We start from the raw sequence: 22,998 nt of genomic DNA on the forward strand, positions 1-22,998 counted from the left end.
AGTATATTTTTAATATATATTTGTATAATTTTAATGGGAGGAGGAGATAATAGTAAAATAAGATTAACTTTTATATGAATTTTTATAAAAAAAGGGAGTGTATTGGGTATGGAAGAGAATGTAAAACAATTATTACAAGAATATAGAAGTACGAAGGAATCATTGGAAAGTGGTCTAAAATGGTTACCTAAAAATGAATATGCTAAATCTAAGATTGAAGTTATCAATATGGTTATAAAAGATTTAGAACAATTGGAAAAAACATTTGCTTAGAATTAAATAATAGTTTTGAGAGAAGTAACTTAAAAATTAAAAGTTATTAATATAAAAACTGCCTCGAAGTGATATGGTATCATTTTGAGGCAGTTTTCTATATTTAATGGAATTTAAAGGAATATCATCCTTTATGTTGAATATTGTATTTAACGGAAGGAGTGTTTTGTATGAATAATATAGAAATTAAGGACTTTTTTTTGGAATGCATTTTTAATTTTTATGATTTTAAATATCAAAATATGGTTAATAAAATAGATTCCTTAAACCTTATAAATGACAAAAGTATTCTTTATGTAAAAGGACTTGGAAATAATGAAGAAATAATGGTTATTTATATCTTCAATGAAGAAAAAGTAATTATGGTTGAATGTGATCCAAAAGAAAATGGACAAATTAATTTTAAGATTACTAAAAAATCATCTATTAAAAACATAACCTTTTCTATAGACAAGGACAACTATTATTCAGTTTCATTAGGTCTAGAAGAAGATATAATTTTTCTTAGCAAAAAAGATGGGTCAAGTGATTACAAATTTTATTATAGAAATGTTATAAAATTAATTGTTGACTACTTAATTAAATAACTTTTAATTTATTTTAAATATTTTTGTTTTGCCTAAAAATATTAATTAATGATATAATAATATCAGTATTTATATTTAGGGGTGAAGTATGCATGGAGGATGTATTAAAAGGTAATATCAAAGAGACAATTAAATTTCTTCCAGAGGAAAAACAAAAGATAATATTACGTTTAACAGAAATATTTGAGGGTGAAGAAGACACTATCCTAGAATACTGTGAGAGAGAATTTATCGATGTAAACTAAATACCAATGTAAATGCAGTCATTAATTTGGCTGTATTTTTTTGTTAATAAAATTTAAGCTAATTCAGTATACTTATATAGTTAAAGCTTCATTACATTCTCTTTTTCAATTTCGTCAAAGTTTTTAATATACTTATCTATAAGGTTGACCATTTCTTTAATCTTTATCAATAAATTGGAGATATTGTAGAAGATTCTCGTATTTTTTGTTATAATTAATTTTATGAAAGAGGTGATGATATGGGATTTAATCAAAAGTCGTGGATTGAAAATTATGTGCAAAGTTTATGTCCCCTAAAAATTACGCGTGAAAAGGTAGATGAAGAAATAAAAAACATAGTAAACTTAATGAATGAATTATTCAATGGTCAAGATATAAGTAAAAAAGTAGAGTTTGTTGAAGGGGATAATTTAATAATATTTCCAGGCAGAAAATCAAATATTTTCATTGTGTATAGTGTTGATGAAAAGAATAACGAATTAAAAATTGTTAGGCATAAAAAGCCAGATTTAAACAGTGAAATTGATAGAGCAACATTAATAAATTGTAAAGTTGAACAATATTTAGTTCAAGACGAACCTTCTATTACAATGGATGAAATAACTTTTGATAACTTAAATGAAGCTATAAATTGTGCATTTAGTAGAATATTAAATTAACTAAAAAATATGTATTTAATAAATATTATAATAAGAACTGCCTTAAAGTGATTTAGTATCATTTTAAGGCAGTCTTCTATTCATATAACAATTATATAAATAAATTATTTATATTTTTTCATATCCATTTTTTCTTGGATATGGTCTAGGCATTCACCAAATCTTTGAAAGTGAACTACTTCTCTTTCTCTTAGAAATGTAAGAATTTCTTTAATCTCTGGTTCATCGGTTAAGTGTATTAAATTCTCATAAGTTGCTCTGGCTTTTTGCTCTGCAGCTAAATCTTCATGTAAATCAGCTATTGGATCGCCTTTTGCTTGAATATATGTGGCAGTCCATGGGTTGCCAGTTGCATCAGTATAAAATAATGCTTTTCTATGATCAGCATAATGGCCAGCAAGGCCTGCCTTTTTAATTTCCTCTATAGTTGCATTTTCCATAAGCTGATATACCATTGTAGCAATAATCTCCACGTGAGCCATTTCTTCTGCTACTATTGCTTAAAGGTAAAACAACTTGCCTTGGACGTTCTTTATCTGATCCAATTAATATAATATCTAAAATTCTTGTTTTACTATCCCAAACAACATATTTAACAAGACTTCTAATTAATCTTTTCCTGTCTTCAAACTTTTCGGTAAAATCATAGAACTTTTGGAAATTATCCAAAGTAGTTAATATTTCATCTAAAGATTCATAAGTTGAAGCAATGCTATCATTAGCTAATGATAATTCATTAATTAATGAAGTAAGTTCATTATTTCTATCAGTAAGCTTTTTTATTTCAGTTTTGAATGGTTCAAGCAATTCAGGATCATTATCTAGATATACCATTTTCATTACTAAGTTACTAATAGACTTTTTATTGCTTTCAATTTCCTTTGTGAAGTTTGCAATTTGAGCTTTGTTACTAATTTTAACTACATTTTTCTTTTTTAGTTTCTCATAATTTTTAATTATATCATTATGAGTTAAGGATTTTAGTGTATTAACAACAAAATCTTCAGCATCATAAGCATTTAGAGCATCGTTAGTACATCTATTTGCATTTGAATTTCTTGAATTACAAGAATAATATCTGTAAGCATATTTACTACTTAAATTTTGCCTTGGAGCCATGGCTGATTCACATTCTTTACATACAACTAATCCAGATAACAAAGCCTGCTGGCTTGTACCTTTTCTGTTAGAAGAATTAATATCTTTTATTTCATTTGCGATATGCTGACACCTAATCCATGTATCGCTAGCAATAATTCCAGGATGTTCACCAACGGATATAATCCAATTTTCTATAGGAGCAAAACTTCCTTTTTCAGTTCGTCTATTATAGGCCATAACACCATTAATACCATTTATTTTTTCATATCCAAATACTTCAGCGCCATGCTTTTTTAAATAATCCAATATATTTTTATCTGCAACTGAGTAAGTGGGATTATCAATAGTTTGTTTAACTAAGTTTCTTGAGAAAAGAGAACCCTTTCTACTATAAATTCCTTGATCTTCTAATAACCTGCTTACTTTTTGATAACTTTTGTATTTCATGAATAGCTCATAAACAAGCTTAGGAATTTCACATTCATTAGGGTTAATTTGAAGAATATGCTTTTTTCTATTTTTTCCATTAGAATCGTTATTCTCAACTTCAATAGATTCATAACCAAGTGGAGGAGGACCACCAAGCCATCGTCCAGTCTTGGATAATTCTCTTAAATTATCTTTTATACGTTCTGCAATAGTCTCTCTTTCAAGCTGAGCAAAAGTAGCAGAAATATTCATCATAGCTCTACCCATAGCAGAAGAAGTATCAAATTGCTCTCTAATTGAAATAAATGCAGTATCATATTTATTCAGTATTTCTATAGTGCTTGCAAAATCAGCAACATTTCTAGATATTCTATCAAGCCTATAACAAATAAGATGAGTAAATTTCTTAGCTTTTACGTCTCTCATAAGTTTCTGGAATTTTGGCCTATTTGTATTACCGCCAGAAAATCCTTCATCCTCATAAATTTCATAATCATCTATACCAATATTTTTAGCATATTGTATACACATATGAATTTGATTTTCTATTGAGTCTCCTTTCTCTGTAAATTTACTTTTACGAGAATAGATTGCTGCTTTCAATATGAATCAATCCTTTCTAGAGTTTATAGTAATTAAGTTAAAATACATATCTATATATAGCTATCTTATTATTACGGAGATAGATAAATTCTTAAATATAGGTAGTGAGTTAATTTAATATTTTGGTTAAGAGTTATTGAGAATATTATAGCATAATTCGAGCTAAGAACCGAATATATGTTTGCAAATATATTTAAGAAAAATTATAGTTTATAAAATGGCTAAAAATAAAGGTGATTTGGAATGATTGTAGAAATATATATACAAGGAAGTAAGCAATTGGAAGGATTGGATTAATGTGAATAATATTTTAATAAAAGATATAGTTGAAAAATTAAATTCAGATGTAGTATGTGATGAGCATATAGTAAAATTAGAGAAGATTAATAGCACAGAAAATGTGGAGTGCGAAATTTTAGAAAAGTACATAAACCTATTTAAAGAAAAAAAAATTAATATAACAAAAGAGAATATTGATAAAATTAACAACATTCTATGTATAGATGATGATGGTAGTGAAGAAAATTTAGAAACGGATTTATTAAAATATATAAATATAAATGATAGCAAAATATATTTCTATTCATTTCAAGGGTTTAGCAAGGAATTTTTAAGTGCATATAAAAAAATGAAAAAATGCTCATTTTTAAGATATTTGTTTGATGCATATTTTGAAGATTATAATGAAATAAAAAATATCCAAGATTATATTTCTGTTCAGTTAAGAGAATATGTTAATTCTTTAGCGGATAAAGTAGATAAAAACAATAATTCTAACTGCGATAATAAACAAAAATATTTAAAAAATATATATGATCAAATTAATTATATATCAACTTTAACTTATGAAGGAAGCAATGTGTCGGCTAAAATTGTTCTTCTAAAGGAAGAATTTTTCTCAAAATATATTCGCTTTTACATAAAATTAAAGGATCCAATTAATTTTGAAGAGTATAGAAAAGTAAGAAAATTATTAGAAACTTCAGATAAAACTACATATTTGATTGGAGATAATGAGAGGATTTATGGATTAGGTAGCTTTAAAAATATAAGTGAATTTGAAACAGAAAATATAGACGTTTTTGTAATTGATTTTATAGGAAGATTTGAATATAAAATAAGTACTTTGACACGTAATATTAGTACTGTTAAAGAGGATACCAATAAGAATACTGAATTAAAGTCATACAAATTAAAAGAATGTAATTTAGTAAATGTGAGATATGGTAAGCCGAACTTAAAAGAACATATATATTCTGAAGGTGATTTGGTTGGAGCAATCAAAAGCATTTTCAAAAATGATCTTAAAGATAACTCCGATGAGAAAATAGAGTTATTAAAAAATATTATAAATTATGCAAAAGATCAAAAGCATGGTACAACTGTTGTAATAACAACACCTGAAAAGGCAAAAAAGGAAGTTGTAAATTTAGAAAAGCAATCTATGAGAATTGAAGAGAAAAAGCTTGAAAATAATGAATATCTATCAAATATTATTAATAGAATAACCAATATAGATGGGGCTTTATATATAGATATTAATGGTACATGTCATTCAATAGGTGTTATTCTTGATGGGGAAGCAGATAGTATGCATGGTGACTCATCTAGAGGAGCAAGATTTAATTCTGCCATTAAGTATTCATTAAAAAAGGATCTTATAGATAAATGTATTATAGTTGTCATTTCTGAAGATGGAATGGTTAATATAATACATAATGGTGAGGATTATAAGGAAGAAAAAACGCTTAACCTAAATAAATTATTTAATGAATCTAAAAGATTATTAGATAATAATGAGTATACTAAATTATTAGAAAAATCTAATGAAATAATAAATACAGACATAAATAATGCAAAGGCGTATTTTGTGAAAGGTCTAACTTTAAGGAAGTCAGGACAAAATGAAGAAGCCATAGAGTGCTATAATAAAGCAATAGAATTAAAACCTGACTATGCTGAAGTTTATAATAATAAAGGGAATATATTACAAGATTTAGGACAAAATGAAGAAGCCATAGAGTGTTATGATAAAGCAATAGAATTAAACCCAGATTATGTAAAAGCATATAACAATAAAGGGAGTGCACTACAGAATTTAGGACAAAACGAAGAAGCCATAGAGTGCTATGATAAAGCAAAAGAATTAAGCCCAGATTATGTAAATGCATATTACAATAAAGGGACTGCACTAATGAATTTAGGACAAGATGAAGAAGCCATAGGGTGCTATGATAAAGCAATAGAATTAAGCCCAGATTATGTAAATGCATATAACAATAAAGGGACTGCACTAAAGAATTTAGGACAAAATGAAGAAGCTATAGAGTGCTATGATAAAGCAATAGAATTAAGCCCAGATTATGTAAATGCATATAACAATAAAGGGAATGTACTACAGAATTTAGGACAAAATGAAGAAGCCATAGAGTGTTATGATAAAGCAATAGAATTAAACCCAGATTATGCAAAAGCATATTATAATAAAGGAAATGCATTAAAAATTTTAGGCAAAAATGAAAAAGCTAATATATGTTTTGAAAAGTATGAGGAATTGAAAAAACAACAAAATGATTAAAAAAATAAGTTTTCGGTAAATAAAGACAATATAAATACCACAGTTCATGAATTTGTGGTATTTTTGTTATTTTATAGAACTTTATTACAAAATATGATATAATTAGAAAAAATATATAAAAAGTGAAGCTTGTAATTTAAGTAAGAACGAATTAATTATGTTGAAAATATCTATATAAAATTTGAGTGAAATTTAATAAAGAGCACTTAAAAATATAATATAAGGATTTTTAGTAAAAAAGTTTGATGATGTAGCAGGTGGAGAAATGAATAAAATTAAGACGCTAATGAAAAAAAATAGGACTATAGTAACAATAATTTTCATGAGCATATTAGCTATGATATTATATCAGATGAAAGTTGTTTGGGGCATAGATTTATACGTCGAGCCTATGCAAAAGGCTGTTTTGAATTATTTAAATAGGAAATTGAATTTATCACTTGAAGTTTCTAGTAGTATTTTTTCAAATAGTTTTGTTTTCATATTCACAATTATAGGTGGTGCAATTGAAAGTTACTTTAGTAGGGATAATACTGTAATGGGAGAACATTCTACTCCTATTGAAATGGAATTTAAAGAAAAAAATTATAAAGATGAACTCAAAGAATTTATAAATAGTTTGAAAAATGAACTTGATAAATTAGACAGCGAAACTAATTGGAGTCAATTTTGGTTCACTCCATTAGAAGCATCAGTTGAAATACATAATGGTAAAGGTAAAATAAAAAAGAAAATAAAAGAGCTTATTAATGCAATAAAAGCAGACAAAAAAAGCAAAACATTTTTAGTTATTGGTGATCCAGGTGGAGGAAAGAGCGTAGCCTTACGCCGACTTAGTAGAGAGCTATTAAAGGAAGTTGAAAAGACATGGAAAATACCTGTTTATATTAATTTAAAAGAATGGACAAACGATAGGGAATGGAGTGAGAAAGAACCGCCTAAATCGGAAGAATTGTTAACATTTATAATGAAAAACTTAAAAGAAAGATTAAATAATGTTTTTACAGAGAGATTTATTGATAAATACTTTGAAAAAATGGTTGAACATGGTCGAGTATTTTTTATATTTGATTCTTTTGATGAAATTCCATCTGTCTTAGATGTAGACGAATCATCATGGCTTATCAAAGAACTATCAGCATTATTATATAATTTTATTACAAGTGGCAAAGAATCTAGGGGAGTTTTAGCGTCAAGAATGTTTAGAAGACCAAGCAATATATTTAGAAAGAATGCAGTATTAGAAATAAGACCATTTTCTGAAGGGAATATAAGAGATACATTGCATAAGTCTCTAAAGAATTATACTGTTGATTTTGAAAAGAAACTGTTCCATGAAAAGTGTTTTCTTATTTCAAGTGCAAGAAATCCTTTTATAACAGCATTAATAGCCAATTATGCAGATTGCAATAATAATGAATTGCCTAATAATCAAGCAGAATTATATGAAGAATATATTAATTCTAGGTTATCAAGTTGTGAATCTAGAATTTCTAAAAAGAATTTAAGAAGAGATGATATAATTAAATTTTGCATGGAAACATCATTTATTATGTTTGATGAACCACTATATGGATTAGAGATTCCGCTAGAGATACTAGAAAAAAAGCTTCCTGATTTTAATGTAGCTGATATTGTAGATGTAATTGTTTATGCTAGGTTAGGACGACTTGGGCAAGGAGAAGAAAAAAGATTTAGTTTTGTACATAGAAGGTTTAATGAGTATTTTATTGTTAAAAAATTTATGGGAGATACTAATTATGTAAATTCTATGTATAAGGATACTATAATGAATGACTTAAGATTAAGAGATGCGCTAGTTTTATATTGTGAAATTGCTGATGATAAAGAAACTGAGCAAATTGCTAAATTTTGTTGGGAAGAATTATCTAAAATTAAGGATGATAATGTTGATATAAATACGATACAATATCTAAAATCAATTCATTGTCTGAGATTTTTAACAGAGGCACTTAGAAATAGAAAAGAATTAACAGCTAGTTTCAGAAGTGAACTTAATTTATATATATTAGATATTATAAATAATCGACAAAATCTTTTAGAACAAAAATTAGCAATAGAATCTACGGGGATTTTGGAAGAGAAAATTATTGATGAAGTAATATTAAAAGCATTAAGTATTAATAATACTTGGATTAGTGAATGTGCAATTCGTTCTTGCAGATACTTGCAAGGTTTAAGTAAAGAGCTAAGAGATAGAATTTTAAAATATTTAAAATACTATGATGAATATAAATTTATAAAAAGAAGAAAAGAATTTCTGTTTATATTTTCCTTATCAGATGAGATGGGGAGATTATTAAAAGCTTGTTATGCAAAGTATGTAAATATTATTATAAATGGTATCGCAGTACTGCTATCAGTTATATTAAGTCCCAGAACATTCTTACCGACATATGGTACGGCACTTATTGCAGTTATTTTATTTCGAACATTAGAAACAAGAATGGAAAACTATAGAAATAACTTTAATATGCCTATTTCGCTTACATTTAAAATAGTGACAGTTATTAATATAATCCAAGTAGGTTCAAAACTTTTAGGATTAAATATTCAAAATACTAATATAGAATTTTTTATAACAAACTTAAGAGCACAGTGGATATTTTTTGTTATAATAATACTATTATCTATACCTTACTGCACGTTATACTACTATATTGTCTTGATGGAAATACGAAAAATAGAACTAAAAACATTTTTACCATTACTTTATATTGTTATACCTATAATCGCTTTTACGTTACTAATAATCGCTTTATCAAAAATAATACCTATAAATATATTAATATCAATAATATTTACTCTTTTATTATTAGTAGGAGTGTATTTTTTATTCAATGGAATTAAGATGGTGTATAAGATTATAGTAGATATTATATTTATTCATAAATTAAAAGGTAACTTAATTGTTAAAAGAGAGGTTATTTCGGAAAATTTTTATAAATTAAAAGGATGTAGTTCGAGGTGCAAATATTTAGAATTGATTCGAGAATGCGGTATAAAAGCAATTGGAAAATGGCCAGACGGTGATTTACCTAATATTAATAATGATAAATCTAGCACACTATTAGCCTCGTTAGAAGAAAAGTGGTTGAACTTAGACTAATAAATTATATATTCCTAAATTAAATAAAATAAAATGCTTATTTATTTTATTTAATTTAGGAATAATTCATTAATTTTAATAGCTCAATTTTTGCTGCAAATTTAAAAAGTATTATAGTGATAAGTTAAATATTTAATTATGTTTATCATATAATGAATATACTTATAGAACATATTGTATTATTGAGAATTTTCTATAATACAATATGTGTTGTTGAAAATTAAATTTATATGTTATTGAATTTTAACCTCATAATCTCCACCGGAACATAATAACTCCTAGCCAACTGTTCCAAAGAAAATCCATCCAACTCAAGCTGATCCACAACTACATCATCAATCAAAAACTCAGCATTAAATATATTATATAAACATATAGGTAGTTAGGGAATACCACATCATTCATAAATGAATTTGTGGTATTTTTGTTATTTTATAGAATTTAATTGCTAAAACATGTTACAATAAATATAAATTTTAATTATTATGAAATTAAATTTACTTAAGTAACAGAATAAATTATGCAACAGAGTAAGGGGGAGAAAAATGGTTGAAGCTTTAGATTTTGATAAAATGAAAAAAGAAATTGCAGATAGAGATTATTACTGTAAAGAACAATTAGTATGCGTATTAATGGCAAGATACAGTATTTCAGAGATAGAAAAAGTAATTAACGATAATTATTTTTATTGGGATAGAAATTCTGGAAAAGGCTTAGATATCTATTTACCGGGATATGGTGAATATATATGTCCAGATGTGTTAAAGAAAGGGCAGATAATTTTAAAATTCGATTCAAATGATACTCGAGTTTATTTTGATGGAGAAGCATTTATTTTATTTAAAGATGAACTTTCAAATAAAATAGAAAAGTTTAAATATAAAGATAGAATGCAAATGCTAATTTTTAATTGTAATGATAACAGATTAGATTTCAAAGATGTTGTTGAAATTGATTTTAGTGTAGATTCAAAAAAATACGGTTTTGAGAACATTAATGAATTTATGGAAGAAATCGTAATATATGCCAAAAAATACACAAAGACTAAGGAGTTAGTAGATGAGTTAAGAAAAAAACGAATAAAATATCTAATTTTAAATAATACCAGTAAAGTTGTCGGTGCAATAGGTAAAGCAGTTGTAAGTGCAATTAAGGGTAGTGTTATATAGAGGAGAGCATATGAAAATAGAAATTGATGCAAAAAAGATAAGTAGTTCTCCTAATTTATTTAACTATGAAAATACTCTAGATGATGAAACAAAAGAAATTTTAAATCAATTGAAACAACAATTAATATTTGGAAATAATTCTTGCTTTTTGATTTCAGGTTATAGAGGTGCAGGGAAAACTACATTGGTAAATATATTGAAAGAAGAAATTAAAAAGAGTAATAATAAAACAATGTTTATTCATTTAAATTTTTCTAGATACGAAGATTATTCATTAGTCTTAAGAAAATTAATTAGAGAAATTTATATGACATTTTTAAATAATGAGAATTATAAAGAAATTGAGAAGAAGGATAGAGAACTTGTTGATAGTATGAAGTTATTGTATGAACGGACATTTTTTGAGATTAATAACACATCAAATAGGAAGATGCTTACAGAGTTAGATATGAAATTAGAAAGTAGCTTTAGTATAAAAGATATTTTTGAAAAACTTGGTCCATCTATGGCTGTTATATTTGCGGGCGTTAATTTATCTTTTGATTTTATTCCAAATGTAATTAAATATTTTAATATTTTTTTACTTTTTGGAAGTTTAGTATGGTTTATTTATCAATCTTTTAAGTTAAACTCATATTTTGAAAAGAAAAAAACGGTAATTTCAGAATTAAGCATAAAGTCTTTATATGATAATGAGATAGCAGAGTTTCATCTAAAAAATATGTTGAAAGATTTAGAACTACAAGATATTAAGATTGTATTTGTTTTTGACGAATTAGACAAAATAGAAAAAGATGATGAAATGGAAAAATTAATTTCAGATTTTAAACCCATTTTACTCTCAGGTTTAGCGAGCTTCATCGTAATTTCGGGTCAAAAATTATATTATAAGTTTTCAAACGCTAATATATTAGATGATTCAATAATGGCTAGTATTTTTTCAAAAAGTATACATATACCTTTGACAATAAATGAGACTTTAGAAAATTTATTTAGTTTTTATATATCAGACCCAACAAATTTAGAGAATGAGTTACTTAAACTTTATAGGGATTCATTAATTTTAAATTCAAATAGAACTGTAAGACGTTTTATCAATATTATAATTCAAGATCTAACATGGCAAGATGGAAAAGCATACTTACTTATTGAAGAAGAAAATATAAAAGTATATAAAACTGATTCAATAATATTAAATATTTTAAACGAAGTAATAGAAGCTAATATAGAAGATTCACAATATGATGCTGGAATAAAGGATTTTCTTGCTTATCAATTATTTATATGGATAAAAAAAATGAAATTAAAAGGAAAAGTATATTTTGCATTTGTTGATATTTTTAATTTTGACGAAAATTATCCAGAAATATATCCAATGTGGTGTAAAACTCCATTAAAAGATTTATGTAATAACCTTATCAAATCTTTATTAGAAAATAATTTATTAGAATCTAAAGAAGAAATAGAGGCTGAAGAAAAAGTAATTTATTATGTTTGGACAAGTGAAGCAGAGATTAGGACTGAAGGAACAATTAATAATTTAGATAATGCTAAATCAGCAATTCTAGAAAACATGATTGAATTAGAAAAGTATTGTAGGGAAATAATTCTTGATTTAAATGATGAAAAAGGACATTATATATTGCCATTTAATAAACTTATAAATGAACTTCGAGAGATTAATGTAATTGATATACAATTACTTTATCAAATAAAAAATGTAACAAAAATATCTAATAAAGTAAGACATGGAATAAAGTTAACCGACATTGAGGAAAATGAATTGTATAATTGTGTAAGTATATCTAAAATGTTAATTTATAAACTAATTGAAAGCTATTGTTATTATGTGGTTAATAGTTATATAAGTAATAAAGAATATAAAATAAATAATAATTATATTCAAAAGAATGTTGATTTTATTGCGCAAAACAATCAAAATAATCACCCTGACTTGATATTTGAAGTTAGATATAAAAACAGTTTTTCTGGTAGTGATAAGAATACTATTCGTAATTTAATTAGAAAATTAAATGATTATAATTTACTTACCCAGAAACAAAATAAATTAATATTATTAAATTTTTCTAAAGATAGGGGAAGAGTATTTGAAAAGTTTGCTAATGCTTTTTATACTATAATTGAGTCGGAATATCCAGAGTTAAAAGAATATATATATTTATTTTATGAACATGAGGTAGATAAAATTTTTGATTATAGAAAAATAGAATCATTTTTAGACACTGTTGCTACAAACCACTAAACACAAATATTTATGGAAATAAAATTTAAGGAATAGAAGTAATTTCAGTAAATTTTATTTACTAGGAGTAACAATATATAATAATATTAAAGTATTTAGTTGTTTCAAATTGTAATTGAGGACTTTAGTACTATATTTTAATCTTAATGTATTCAACTGAGAATAATAACTTCAAGCAATTGATCCAAAGAAAATCTATACAACTCAAGCTGATTAACAGCCAAAACATCAATAAATAATTCTCATGCAGATGTATTAGCTTAAAATTTAGGCTAAATTATGATAATATATCAATGATAAGTAGATTTGAAACTTCTTATTTGGACGGTCACTGTTTAACGATATACTTTTCAAGTCGGACAAGGTCTTATCTACATCAGAATGAAGTGCAGTACTAAGGAGATGTTTAAACTAGAGCTTCGAAAAAGGACTGTTGAAACAACAAAGTTTTGATTTTTAAAAAATTAAATTCAAGGCTTTTTAAATTGTACATTTAAATAAATAAATCTGAAATTAACACTAATTAATCCAAGAATAAATCCAGTAAATCTCAGATTAATGACACAAATAAAAGTAAAGAAGATATTAATATCTTTCAGAATAGCGAAAATACAATTTAATAGAAAATAATAAAAAGCTATTTATATATAGTTTAAAGATATCAATAGCTTTATTATTTTCTTATTTTACTACTATTAAATTCACCAGCACATAATAACTTCCAGCAAACCATTCCAAAGAAAAAACATTCAATTCAAGTTAATACAAAGTTAAATAAGTAATTAAAATTCTTGCTATAGTATAAGATTTATTGAAATAATATATCTATTATTTTATGTAATTTAGTTTTCGTAATACTGGTAAAATTATTTTTTTCTTCATAAGATACATGAGAATCGTTCTTTGTTGAATTTAAATTACTATTAGTATTTTCGAGAGTATCATTTTGATATTCTAAGTTATATTTAAATTTCGCTTTATAAAGAAAAGTTTTTAAAATTTTATATGAATCTTTTTCATCAGAAATTTTGTTAGGAAAATCAATAATTGATGTTAAGAATGTATAAATTAAACCAATAATAATAGAACTTCCTAAAATAAAAGGTATCAATTGGTTGCTATTTGTGATAAATTTTGTTGTGAGTGCACTACTAGCAGATACAATAAAAGCAAGTATAGAGTTAGTTATTAATGTTCTTTTTGCGTTATAATTAGGATCACCAATTAAATTTTCTTCTTGGTTTTTTATATATGTGATTAAAATGTTGAAGTTTTCATCACCTAAAGTATTTATAGTATTATTAAGTAAGAAGCAATAAAAAATATCAAATCTAACTTGATCATATTTTTTCAAATTGAGTGAATGTGTAACATTATAACTTTTAATATATTCATCAGTTCTTTTGGTTATCTTTCTGCTTAAGAAAAATGCGATTAAGAAAAATGAAATCAGTAAACTGATTATAGATAAAGAGATTATGTCTAAACCATTATTAAAAAAATATATTACCATTGCTAGGATAAACGCTAAAATAAAAGATGTTATTATTAAATACTTTACCGTAAGATTATTTGGTTTCTTTATTAAATAATATGAAGATGTACTTTTAAAATAATCAATAATAGAATCTAAATCACTATAATTCATCTGTTCCCCCTTATAAAAGATTACGATCTGTTAAGTTATATGAACATTGCGCTTCTCAACCTTAGGAAATACAATAGGTTTGAGAGACTTAATAATACCCCCTTAAGAAGGAGAGAAACGTAATGAACAAAACTAATATAAAATGTCCATGCTGTTGTTCTGATAAACTATATAAGTTTGGTTTGAATAAGCAGGCTAATCAAAAGTATCAATGTAAGCAGTGTAAGCGTCAGTTCGCCTTAGGTGACGGTGACGGATTGCCTAAAATGAATTATCCTAAATGTCCAAAGTGCGGTAAATGTACATACTTGCATCACTCCTATAAGCATTACAACCGTTATAAATGCAATAACATAATAGTTAAACATCATACATTAAATATTGATGAAGCTTCTAGCGAAGCAGTTACCGGGTCCCTTTCTATGAAAGGAATGCGTTTTCCACTGCATGTTATCCTTACAGCATTAATACTGCATTTTTTTAACAATTCATCAACTAGAGCTATCTCTCAATTTTTAATGATAAACTCTGGAATTAAAGTATCTCATGTTACAATAGCTAACTGGACTAATAAATTCGCGCCTTTTTTCAAGCAAAAAGCTGACCGATTCACAACCAATCTCAATTTATTGTCAGATTATTGGCATGCTGACGAAACAGTTGTATTTATTAATGGACAGAAATACTATCTATGGTTAGCTATTGACTCAGAAACTAGATTTGTTTTAGCATTTCATCTAACTAAATCTAGAAGTTCTAACTCAGCTTATACATTAATTAATAGCGCAAAAGCTTGTGGCGAACCAACTTATTTTATAACCGATAGACTTCCTTCATATAATGAAGCTGTCGCGACGGTATTGCCAAATACCGAACACGTACCTGTAGAACCTATGTCTAGTGATACCAATAACAATCTAATAGAATCATTTAATAAAACATTTAAAGCTTGGTATAAAGCTAAAAAAGGTTTTAATTCATTTGAGAAAGCTAATAATTTAATATATCTATTTATCGTTCACTATAATTTTATCAGATCACATGGTTCATTAAACAACTGTACTCCTGCCGAAGTCGCTAGCGATAGCTTAAATAAAAATTCTTGGTTAACATCTGCATAAATTAAATTTAATACCTTTAATTAACCTGCAAAAAATATTTTTCTTGCAGGCTTATTTGCCACGCAATAAAATATCCAAACCTATATAATTTTCAAAGAGCGAGTAATTCTATGAATAATCAAGCTATTTTTTCATAACAGCTTAACAGATTCAAAGATTAATAATTAATATTAAATTTTAGTTTAACAATTTAAACTGGAATATAATAACTACTAGCCAATTGCTCCAAAGAAAGCCCATCCAATTCAAGCTGACCCACCGCAACAGTATCAATCAAATATTCAGCAAAAAACCTATTAGCTTCATGGCCTAAATTTAATATTATTTTACAATAAATTGAATTAGAATACAAATATATGAACTGGTATTTGCATAAAAAACAAATATTATTGTAAAATGGTAGTAATAATTTCTGGTAAATGAAATTATGGAAACAAAAGTAATTGAATTGTTGTCAAAAGATTTAAAGAATAATTTTAATGAGATGGAATTGTAAGAATTATCGAATCAAATTTCTATAGTAAAAATCAATATGTATCTTTATGTAATAAAAAAATCAGGATGAATTTTAATCATCTTGATTTTTTTTACTCAATAATCGACTTAGGGCTTAGAAATCCCAGTTATAACTTTCTGAATAAATTCAAAGAAGGATTTTCAGAAGCATAAGTTAATGATATTTTTTTAAAGAATCGCTATACGAAATGTGTGGATAATTACATACTTCAATTATAACGTTAGATAAGGATTAAATAAATCGGCAATCATTCAATAAAAGTAAGTAAAATAAGCAATTTAAATACTGGAAAAAGAGAAAAAATGAGTAAAAATAATAATAATAATAAGAAGAAGAAGAATGACACAATCTACAGGAAAGCCAGAAAAAGAGCAGCTGAGTTCAATGTGAAATTTAAAAGCATTGAATGGGCAAATGAAGCTATAAGAGTTAGTAATGATCAACTTTCCAACTATGAATTGGGACTATATAAGCAACTACCAGTAGATTCAGTTGTAAGAATGGCAGATGCATATAATGCACCAGAATTAATGAATTATTATTGCTGCAATGAATGTGTTATAGGAAAACTTACTATGGCACCAGTAGAACTATGTGGAATTGAAAGACTAACGATTCAAATACTGGCGGTTCTAAATAGTACAAGTATTACAAAAATAAAAGAATCATTAATTGATAAAGATAACGAAAGATGAGGTTCCTAGGTTGCAAGAAATAATAGATGCATTAGATGAGATTTCAGTTAAATCTCAATTTTTAAAGATATGGGCTGAAAAAAACTTAATGAGTTGTTGGAGAAATGGCTGATTGTAACTAATTTTAAATATTTGCATAGTATAAAAGCAAATATTAAAGGGTGATAGCATGAAAAGTAGACAACCTATAACAGTTAGAGTTCATTATCCTGAAACAACAGAAGGAATGGAGATGCTTAAAAATTCCCAGGCTGAAGTTATGATTGATATTTTAGAAAAACAGCTAGGAGAAAAAAAGGTAAGAGAGCTTGTTGAATATATGAAAATTAAAACAGAAAAAGCTTAGGATAAACAGGCTGAAGAGCCTTAGCTAGTTAGATGACATAATAAAAATATTGATATTTATAATCTAATTTGGTGAGTGAGAATATGTTTTATTTTTTTTAGATTTAATCAAATCACAAACTACAGAAGATGAGTTTAAGAAAATATTAAAAGACATTGATGATGATATTAAATTAAATAGAGTGTATTTATGGAAAACAACTAATTTAAAAGAGTATATAAGTATTTCACAAGATGAATGTACAAAGTTAATGCAATTAACAGAGAGTAATTATACTGAAGCTAATACATCATAGGAAGAACTATCAATAAAATAAGTGTAGATAACATTAAAGGCTTAAATAAAAAGTCTTATTTTGTTATCTATTTTAAGCAAATAAGTATAAATATGGATAAATAAAATGTAAAAAATTACTAATTTTCTTAGATATAAGGGAATTTGTATTACGATTATTGTTGGATTTAACTGGAAGAATGATTAAAATAAAGATATTGGATGCGCATTCATTTATTATTAAAAACAACGAGGGAGAGATGATAAATGAAAAATTACTTTAAAAAGTTTAGTATAATGTTTTTTATGGCTTTGATATTAATATCAGGAAGCTGTGTTAATGCTTTTGCAGATGATACAAGTCAATCTATGAAAATAAATAATACTAATTTAAATTTTAATAAAATTATTTATGTTGATTCCAATAATGGAAATGACACAAGTGGAGATGGAAGTCAATCAAATCCTTACCGAAGTTTATGGAAATGTTTGAATTATTTAAGTGATAATAATCTAAAAAATGATGTGGCAATAGTAATGAATGATGGAGATTATGATTGGACACCCATATCAAGTGGATATAGCTGTAATGTAAATTCAAAGTTTAATGGTATGAAAGTTAGTTTTATAGCTAAAAACAGAGGAAAAGCATTTATTAAAAATACAAATGGATTAGAACTCTTAATTGTTGAGGGGAATTCTTCTTGGAGAATTAAATTTTCATTTTATGGACTAGTATTTCATAATATCTCAGGGGATGGCAATTATGTTTGCCTAGGCGGAGATGATTGGACAAACGAATATTATAATTGTGTTTTTGATAATCTTAATATAGGTGGATGGAACGGGATAATATCAAATGCAAGTATTATAACTGTAAATTGTTTATTTAAAAATTGCTCAGATGGATTTTATACTAGGCAACCATTATCTGGACAAGGCATTAATAATGCGTCTACAAATTCAATAATTGATCCATATTCTGGAACCAAAACTAAAAGTTTAACTAATGTTATAGCAGACCCAGATTATAATATAACATCAAGCTACTGGAAGAATTCAGGTGATGGAACAAATCCAGACGGAACACAAGCTAATATTGGTGTATATGGTGGTAAATTTTCATGGGGAACATGGAATAATGTAAGTAGTTTAATATCATTAGATAAATCATCAATGAATTTAAATGTTGGAGACTTTGGACAATTAACGGCAACAACAACTCCAGCAGGAGCACAAGTTACATGGAAATCAAGTGATACATCAATAGCAACAGTAGATTCAACTGGTAAAGTTATTGGAGTAAAAGAAGGAACTTGCACCATTACAGCGACAACTGCTGATGGTGTAACTGCGACATGTATTGTAACTATAACACCAAAAGGAACCGATCCAGCATCAGAAGAAAAAATCGTTAATATTGCTCATGCAAAAGGTGATAATACTAATAATCCTGGTGGAGAGGTTACGATTATATTTCATGGAACAGCTGATACTATCTTGAGTGTAGTAAAAACAGCAGATGTAAAAGATGTTTGGATAGGAGATAATGTCACATATACTCTTGTAATAACTAATACTGGAACAAAGACAGCTAAAGCAGTAGTAGTTAATGACCCAGCACCAAATCATATAGATTTTAATGTTAGTGGAGTAACAACCACTCAAGGAACAGTTGATTCAAGCTCAACGTCTAAAAATATTATAGTTAATGTTGGAGATATACTACCTGGAGGAACAGTAACAATTAAAATACCTTCAACTGTAATAGCATAAATTGACTTCCTTAAGAGACAATTAGATATAAAGTTTATAAAAGATACTTGCAGAAATGTAGGTATCTTTTTATGTTACTACATAATTGGAAAATAGGGTGTAAAACTTAATAAGCCAAATAAGCACCATTATAGGTGCTTTTTATTTGGCTTATTTTTACATTAAAATGAATACTGTAAAAAATTACTAAATTTCTTAGATATAAGGGAATTTGTATTACGATTGTTGTTGGATTTTACTGGAAGAATGATTAAAATAAAGATATTGGATGCGCATTCATTTATTATTAATAACATGAGGGAGAGATGATAAATGAAAAATTACTTTAAAAAATTTAGTATAATGTTTGTAATGTTATTAGTTTTTATAGGAGTTGTAGCAGTTCAAAATGAAACTATCGCTAATGCAGCTACGATTGGGCAAGCATTAACTGCACCAGAAGCTGGATGGAAGAGAATTTCATGTAGCTATAATTCCAATATAGAATATGGAAAAGATTTTTTTGATTATAAGAGTAGTGGATTGTATCATAATTATGAAAGTGAATCATATATAAAGCTTTATTTTTATGGTACTAAAATAAGAATTATGGATGATATGTGTGATAACAGAAAACAAGGAGCAGTAATCTATCTGGATAATAAAGGCGAGAACATATCATCATATAAGAGTTCAGGTATAATTCATCAAGGGATGGTTTATGAAAAAACTGGATTAGAACAAAAACTACATTCAGTTTATATAAAGATTCCATATGAAAAATCAAAATATTTTACAATGTTTAATATAGATCTAGATGAAAATGGTTATTTAGCAAATCCTAAAGAAACAATATACCTAAATAAATCAACAACGACATTAACAGAAGAGACTTCAGAACAATTAAAAGCAACAACAATTCCAGTTGGTACAGAAGTAGTTTGGACATCAAGTGATTCTGCAATAGCAACTGTAGATTCAACTGGAAAAGTTGTTGGAGTAAAGGAAGGACAAGCAACAATAACAGCTACTACTTCTGATGGTTTAACTGCGATATGTATAGTAAATGTAACTAAAAAAGCAGAGCAAGAGTCAATATCGCTAAATAAATCAACTACAAATTTAATAATAGATGATTCAGAAACACTAATTGCAACCACAACTCCAGCTGGTATAAATGTTAAATGGAGTTCATCTGATCCCACTGTTGCAACAGTGGATTCAAATGGAAAAGTGACAGCTGTAGGAGCTGGAACAGCAACAATAACAGCTATAACATCAGATGGAAGCAATTTAAGTGCAGCATGTGTTGTAACTGTAACTCCAAAAGGAACTGATCCAGCATCAGAAGAAAAGATAGTTAATATTGCTCATGCCAAAGGTGATAATACTAATAACCCTGGTGGAGAGGTTACGATTATTTTTCATGGATCAGCTGATACTATCTTGAGCATAGTTAAAACAGCAGATGTAAAAGACGTATGGATAGGAGATAATTTCACATATACTCTTGTAATAACTAACACTGGGACAAAGACAGCTAAAGCAGTAGTAGTAAATGATCCAGCACCAAATCACATTGATTTTAATGTTAGTGGAGTAACAACTACTCAAGGAACAGTTGATTCAAGTTCAACGTCTAAAAATATTACAGTTAATGTTGGAGATATACTACCTGGAGGAACAGTAACAATTAAAATACATTCAACTGTAATAGCTTAATTTGTAAAGATAACTAAATATAAAGTTTATAAAAGATACTTGCAGAAATGTAGGTATCTTTTTATGTTGCTACATAATTGGAAGACATTGTGAATCATTAGATTTATATTTAAAAAGTGCAATATATAATATCTTAAAAATAATAAGTAGTCAATATATACTTTGAAAATCCATAAAATTTGTACGATATTAGTTTTAATACATTCTGATAGACATTAAATAAGTTATTGTAGTTTGAATTTACATATGGTTCTAGCTATAATCATTTTTATAATATGTACAGTATTTTATGGGAGGTTTTTGTATGAGTGAATTTTTGAAATTAGAGAATTTTATTGGGCATTCAGATCTAAGTTATGAAGAAGTTATAGTTCGATTTTTACAGGATAACGAAATAACGATTGATGATTTTGAGTATGTAGGGAGATGTGATTCTGAGTGCTTGGAATGTAATGCAGAAAATTTTAGTGTCTGGCGTAGGGATATAGGAGTCATTGAAGAAGAAAACATTTTTACTTTCGATTTAGATTCCGCTGATGAAACATTAGATTTTGCTATATACTTGTGTAATAAATGCAATAAATGGACTATTTATATTGAATAACACATCATTCTTATATATGGAGGTTTAAGTGATGGGCTTAGTTTTTCAGATGCAGTATATTTAGCAGATAAGATTCTATATGATTAAATTTTATATAATGATATAGAATCTAAAAACACTTATTTAAAAAGCTATAGAGATTCTAAAAGCATTCAAGTTTTGATTCTAATGGTGCAATGTATGCTAATTGTATAACTCCAGATGATACAAAGTTGGCAAAACAGATGTTTTGGTACAATAAAAATTAAATGATTTCTTATGGTATAGGAGTAATCCTGTACCATTTATTTTTTTAAGATAAAAAATAATTTGATAAATAATTTAAGTAATATTTTATTTTCTGAAACGAGAATAATTTGAAGTTTGCTAAAGAAACTAACAGTAAAATAGTCTATTTAGGAGGAAAATTTTAGTTATGAAAAAAATGGTTGCTTTGATTGTTATCTTAAACTTCATTTGCAGGATAATTGGGTTTACTGTAAACATTAATGAAGTTGTCAGAGTGGATAATTTAATTGAAAAAGATAGATTGCAAACTATAAAAGAAAAAGGAACTCTTACTGTTGCAGCTGCTTCAAGTGATCCACCATTCTATTTTTTGGATATTAACACTCAAAAGGTAAGAGGCATTGACGCAGATATAATAAATGAAATTTCAAATAGGCTTAAAATTAATAAAGTTGATTTTAAAAGCACAGTGTTTTCAGAATTATTACAAAGATTAAAAACTGACGAAAATATAGATATAGCATCTGGCGGAATGTATATAACTCCGGAGAGGGAGAAAGAAGTATCCTTTACTCATCCATTATATACGGAAACAGAGGTGATTATAGTTCCAAAGGCATCAAAAATTAATTTCAAAGATGATTTAAAAAATGCAGTAGTTGGAGTAGAAAAAGGAACTATATACGTAGAATTAGCTCAAAAATGGAAGACTGCTGGCTTAATAAAAGACATAGAAATTTTTCAAAGCATATCTGAATTGCTAGATTCAATAAACAATGGGAAAATAGATGCTGGTATAGCAGATTCACTTATTGTAAACAAAACTTTAAAAGATCATACGAATCTTTTTTTAAGGACGCTAGATGATTATAGCCCGGAGTTAATAGGAAATATAGGAATAGCTGTTAGAAAAAATGATAATACTCTACTAAACGTAATAAATGAAAAGATTGATGAGATGAAAGCAGATGGAACGCTGTACGCAATTCTTAAAGAAAATGGAATAGATAAGAATAATATTGTGTAAATTAAAGCACTAATATATGTCAGCA

17 protein-coding genes and 1 pseudogene are annotated in these 22,998 nt (G+C 26.7%); 15 read left to right on the top strand and 3 right to left on the bottom strand.

Annotated elements, in window-relative coordinates:
- Positions 1 to 108: 108 nt before the first annotated feature.
- From CSPA_RS30180 to CSPA_RS15110, 4 genes are all read left to right on the top strand, one after another.
- Positions 109 to 273: a hypothetical protein gene (locus tag CSPA_RS30180; RefSeq protein WP_015393182.1), complete on the top strand. Its 165-nt coding sequence runs from the start codon at positions 109 to 111 to the stop codon at positions 271 to 273.
- A gap of 170 nt (positions 274 to 443) precedes the next feature.
- The gene (locus tag CSPA_RS15105; RefSeq protein WP_015393183.1) at positions 444 to 860 is read left to right on the top strand and encodes a hypothetical protein; all 417 of its coding nucleotides are present in this window, start codon (positions 444 to 446) and stop codon (positions 858 to 860) included.
- Positions 861 to 952: 92 nt separating this feature from the next.
- Positions 953 to 1,105: a hypothetical protein gene (locus CSPA_RS30185; RefSeq protein ID WP_015393184.1), complete on the top strand. Its 153-nt coding sequence runs from the start codon at positions 953 to 955 to the stop codon at positions 1,103 to 1,105.
- Between the two features lie 239 nt (positions 1,106 to 1,344).
- Positions 1,345 to 1,764, top strand: coding sequence for a hypothetical protein (locus tag CSPA_RS15110; RefSeq protein ID WP_015393185.1), 420 nt, complete (start codon positions 1,345 to 1,347; stop codon positions 1,762 to 1,764).
- Between the two features lie 104 nt (positions 1,765 to 1,868).
- On the opposite strand, the pseudogene CSPA_RS15115 reads toward CSPA_RS15110, so the two are convergent.
- Positions 1,869 to 2,261: pseudogene (locus CSPA_RS15115) on the bottom strand (manganese catalase family protein); the annotation flags it as partial.
- Positions 2,176 to 3,897, bottom strand: coding sequence for a recombinase family protein (locus tag CSPA_RS15120; RefSeq protein ID WP_015393187.1), 1,722 nt, complete (start codon positions 3,895 to 3,897; stop codon positions 2,176 to 2,178). The pseudogene CSPA_RS15115 and the gene CSPA_RS15120, both read right to left, overlap by 86 nt.
- Before the next feature lie 298 nt (positions 3,898 to 4,195).
- Between CSPA_RS15120 and CSPA_RS29170 the strand changes: the two genes are divergently transcribed.
- The 4 genes from CSPA_RS29170 to CSPA_RS15140 all read left to right on the top strand — a co-directional run bounded on the left by CSPA_RS29170 (position 4,196) and on the right by CSPA_RS15140 (position 13,037).
- Positions 4,196 to 6,475: a tetratricopeptide repeat protein gene (locus CSPA_RS29170; protein WP_015393188.1), complete on the top strand. Its 2,280-nt coding sequence runs from the start codon at positions 4,196 to 4,198 to the stop codon at positions 6,473 to 6,475.
- A 265-nt stretch (positions 6,476 to 6,740) separates the two neighbouring features.
- The gene (locus CSPA_RS15130; protein WP_015393189.1) at positions 6,741 to 9,605 is read left to right on the top strand and encodes an NACHT domain-containing protein; all 2,865 of its coding nucleotides are present in this window, start codon (positions 6,741 to 6,743) and stop codon (positions 9,603 to 9,605) included.
- A 545-nt stretch (positions 9,606 to 10,150) separates the two neighbouring features.
- A complete protein-coding gene (locus tag CSPA_RS15135; RefSeq protein WP_015393190.1) occupies positions 10,151 to 10,774 on the top strand; it encodes a hypothetical protein in 624 nt (207 codons plus the stop codon).
- A gap of 10 nt (positions 10,775 to 10,784) precedes the next feature.
- The gene (locus tag CSPA_RS15140; RefSeq protein ID WP_015393191.1) at positions 10,785 to 13,037 is read left to right on the top strand and encodes an ATP-binding protein; all 2,253 of its coding nucleotides are present in this window, start codon (positions 10,785 to 10,787) and stop codon (positions 13,035 to 13,037) included.
- Positions 13,038 to 13,845: 808 nt separating this feature from the next.
- Here the strand turns inward: CSPA_RS15140 and CSPA_RS15145 are convergent.
- On the bottom strand, positions 13,846 to 14,685 hold the full coding sequence (locus tag CSPA_RS15145) for a hypothetical protein (RefSeq protein ID WP_015393192.1): 840 nt from the start codon (positions 14,683 to 14,685) through the stop codon (positions 13,846 to 13,848).
- A gap of 122 nt (positions 14,686 to 14,807) precedes the next feature.
- Between CSPA_RS15145 and CSPA_RS15150 the strand changes: the two genes are divergently transcribed.
- The 7 genes from CSPA_RS15150 (at position 14,808) to CSPA_RS15175 (ending at position 22,973) form a co-directional block, all read left to right on the top strand.
- On the top strand, positions 14,808 to 15,806 hold the full coding sequence (locus tag CSPA_RS15150; RefSeq protein WP_015393193.1) for an IS6 family transposase: 999 nt from the start codon (positions 14,808 to 14,810) through the stop codon (positions 15,804 to 15,806).
- An 819-nt stretch (positions 15,807 to 16,625) separates the two neighbouring features.
- A complete protein-coding gene (locus tag CSPA_RS15155) occupies positions 16,626 to 17,018 on the top strand; it encodes a hypothetical protein (protein ID WP_015393194.1) in 393 nt (130 codons plus the stop codon).
- A 169-nt stretch (positions 17,019 to 17,187) separates the two neighbouring features.
- Positions 17,188 to 17,364, top strand: a complete 177-nt coding sequence (locus tag CSPA_RS30190; protein WP_015393195.1) for a hypothetical protein — start codon at positions 17,188 to 17,190, stop codon at positions 17,362 to 17,364.
- A 540-nt stretch (positions 17,365 to 17,904) separates the two neighbouring features.
- Entirely contained in the window at positions 17,905 to 19,413 is a 1,509-nt protein-coding gene (locus CSPA_RS15160) for an Ig-like domain-containing protein (RefSeq protein WP_015393196.1), read from the top strand.
- 312 nt (positions 19,414 to 19,725) lie between these two features.
- Entirely contained in the window at positions 19,726 to 21,114 is a 1,389-nt protein-coding gene (locus tag CSPA_RS15165) for an Ig-like domain-containing protein (RefSeq protein ID WP_015393197.1), read from the top strand.
- Positions 21,115 to 21,418: 304 nt separating this feature from the next.
- On the top strand, positions 21,419 to 21,718 hold the full coding sequence (locus tag CSPA_RS15170; protein ID WP_015393198.1) for a hypothetical protein: 300 nt from the start codon (positions 21,419 to 21,421) through the stop codon (positions 21,716 to 21,718).
- 415 nt (positions 21,719 to 22,133) lie between these two features.
- A complete protein-coding gene (locus CSPA_RS15175) occupies positions 22,134 to 22,973 on the top strand; it encodes an ABC transporter substrate-binding protein (protein WP_015393199.1) in 840 nt (279 codons plus the stop codon).
- Positions 22,974 to 22,998: the final 25 nt, after the last annotated feature.

This window comes from Clostridium saccharoperbutylacetonicum N1-4(HMT), assembly GCF_000340885.1.
Lineage (GTDB): Bacteria > Bacillota > Clostridia > Clostridiales > Clostridiaceae > Clostridium > Clostridium saccharoperbutylacetonicum.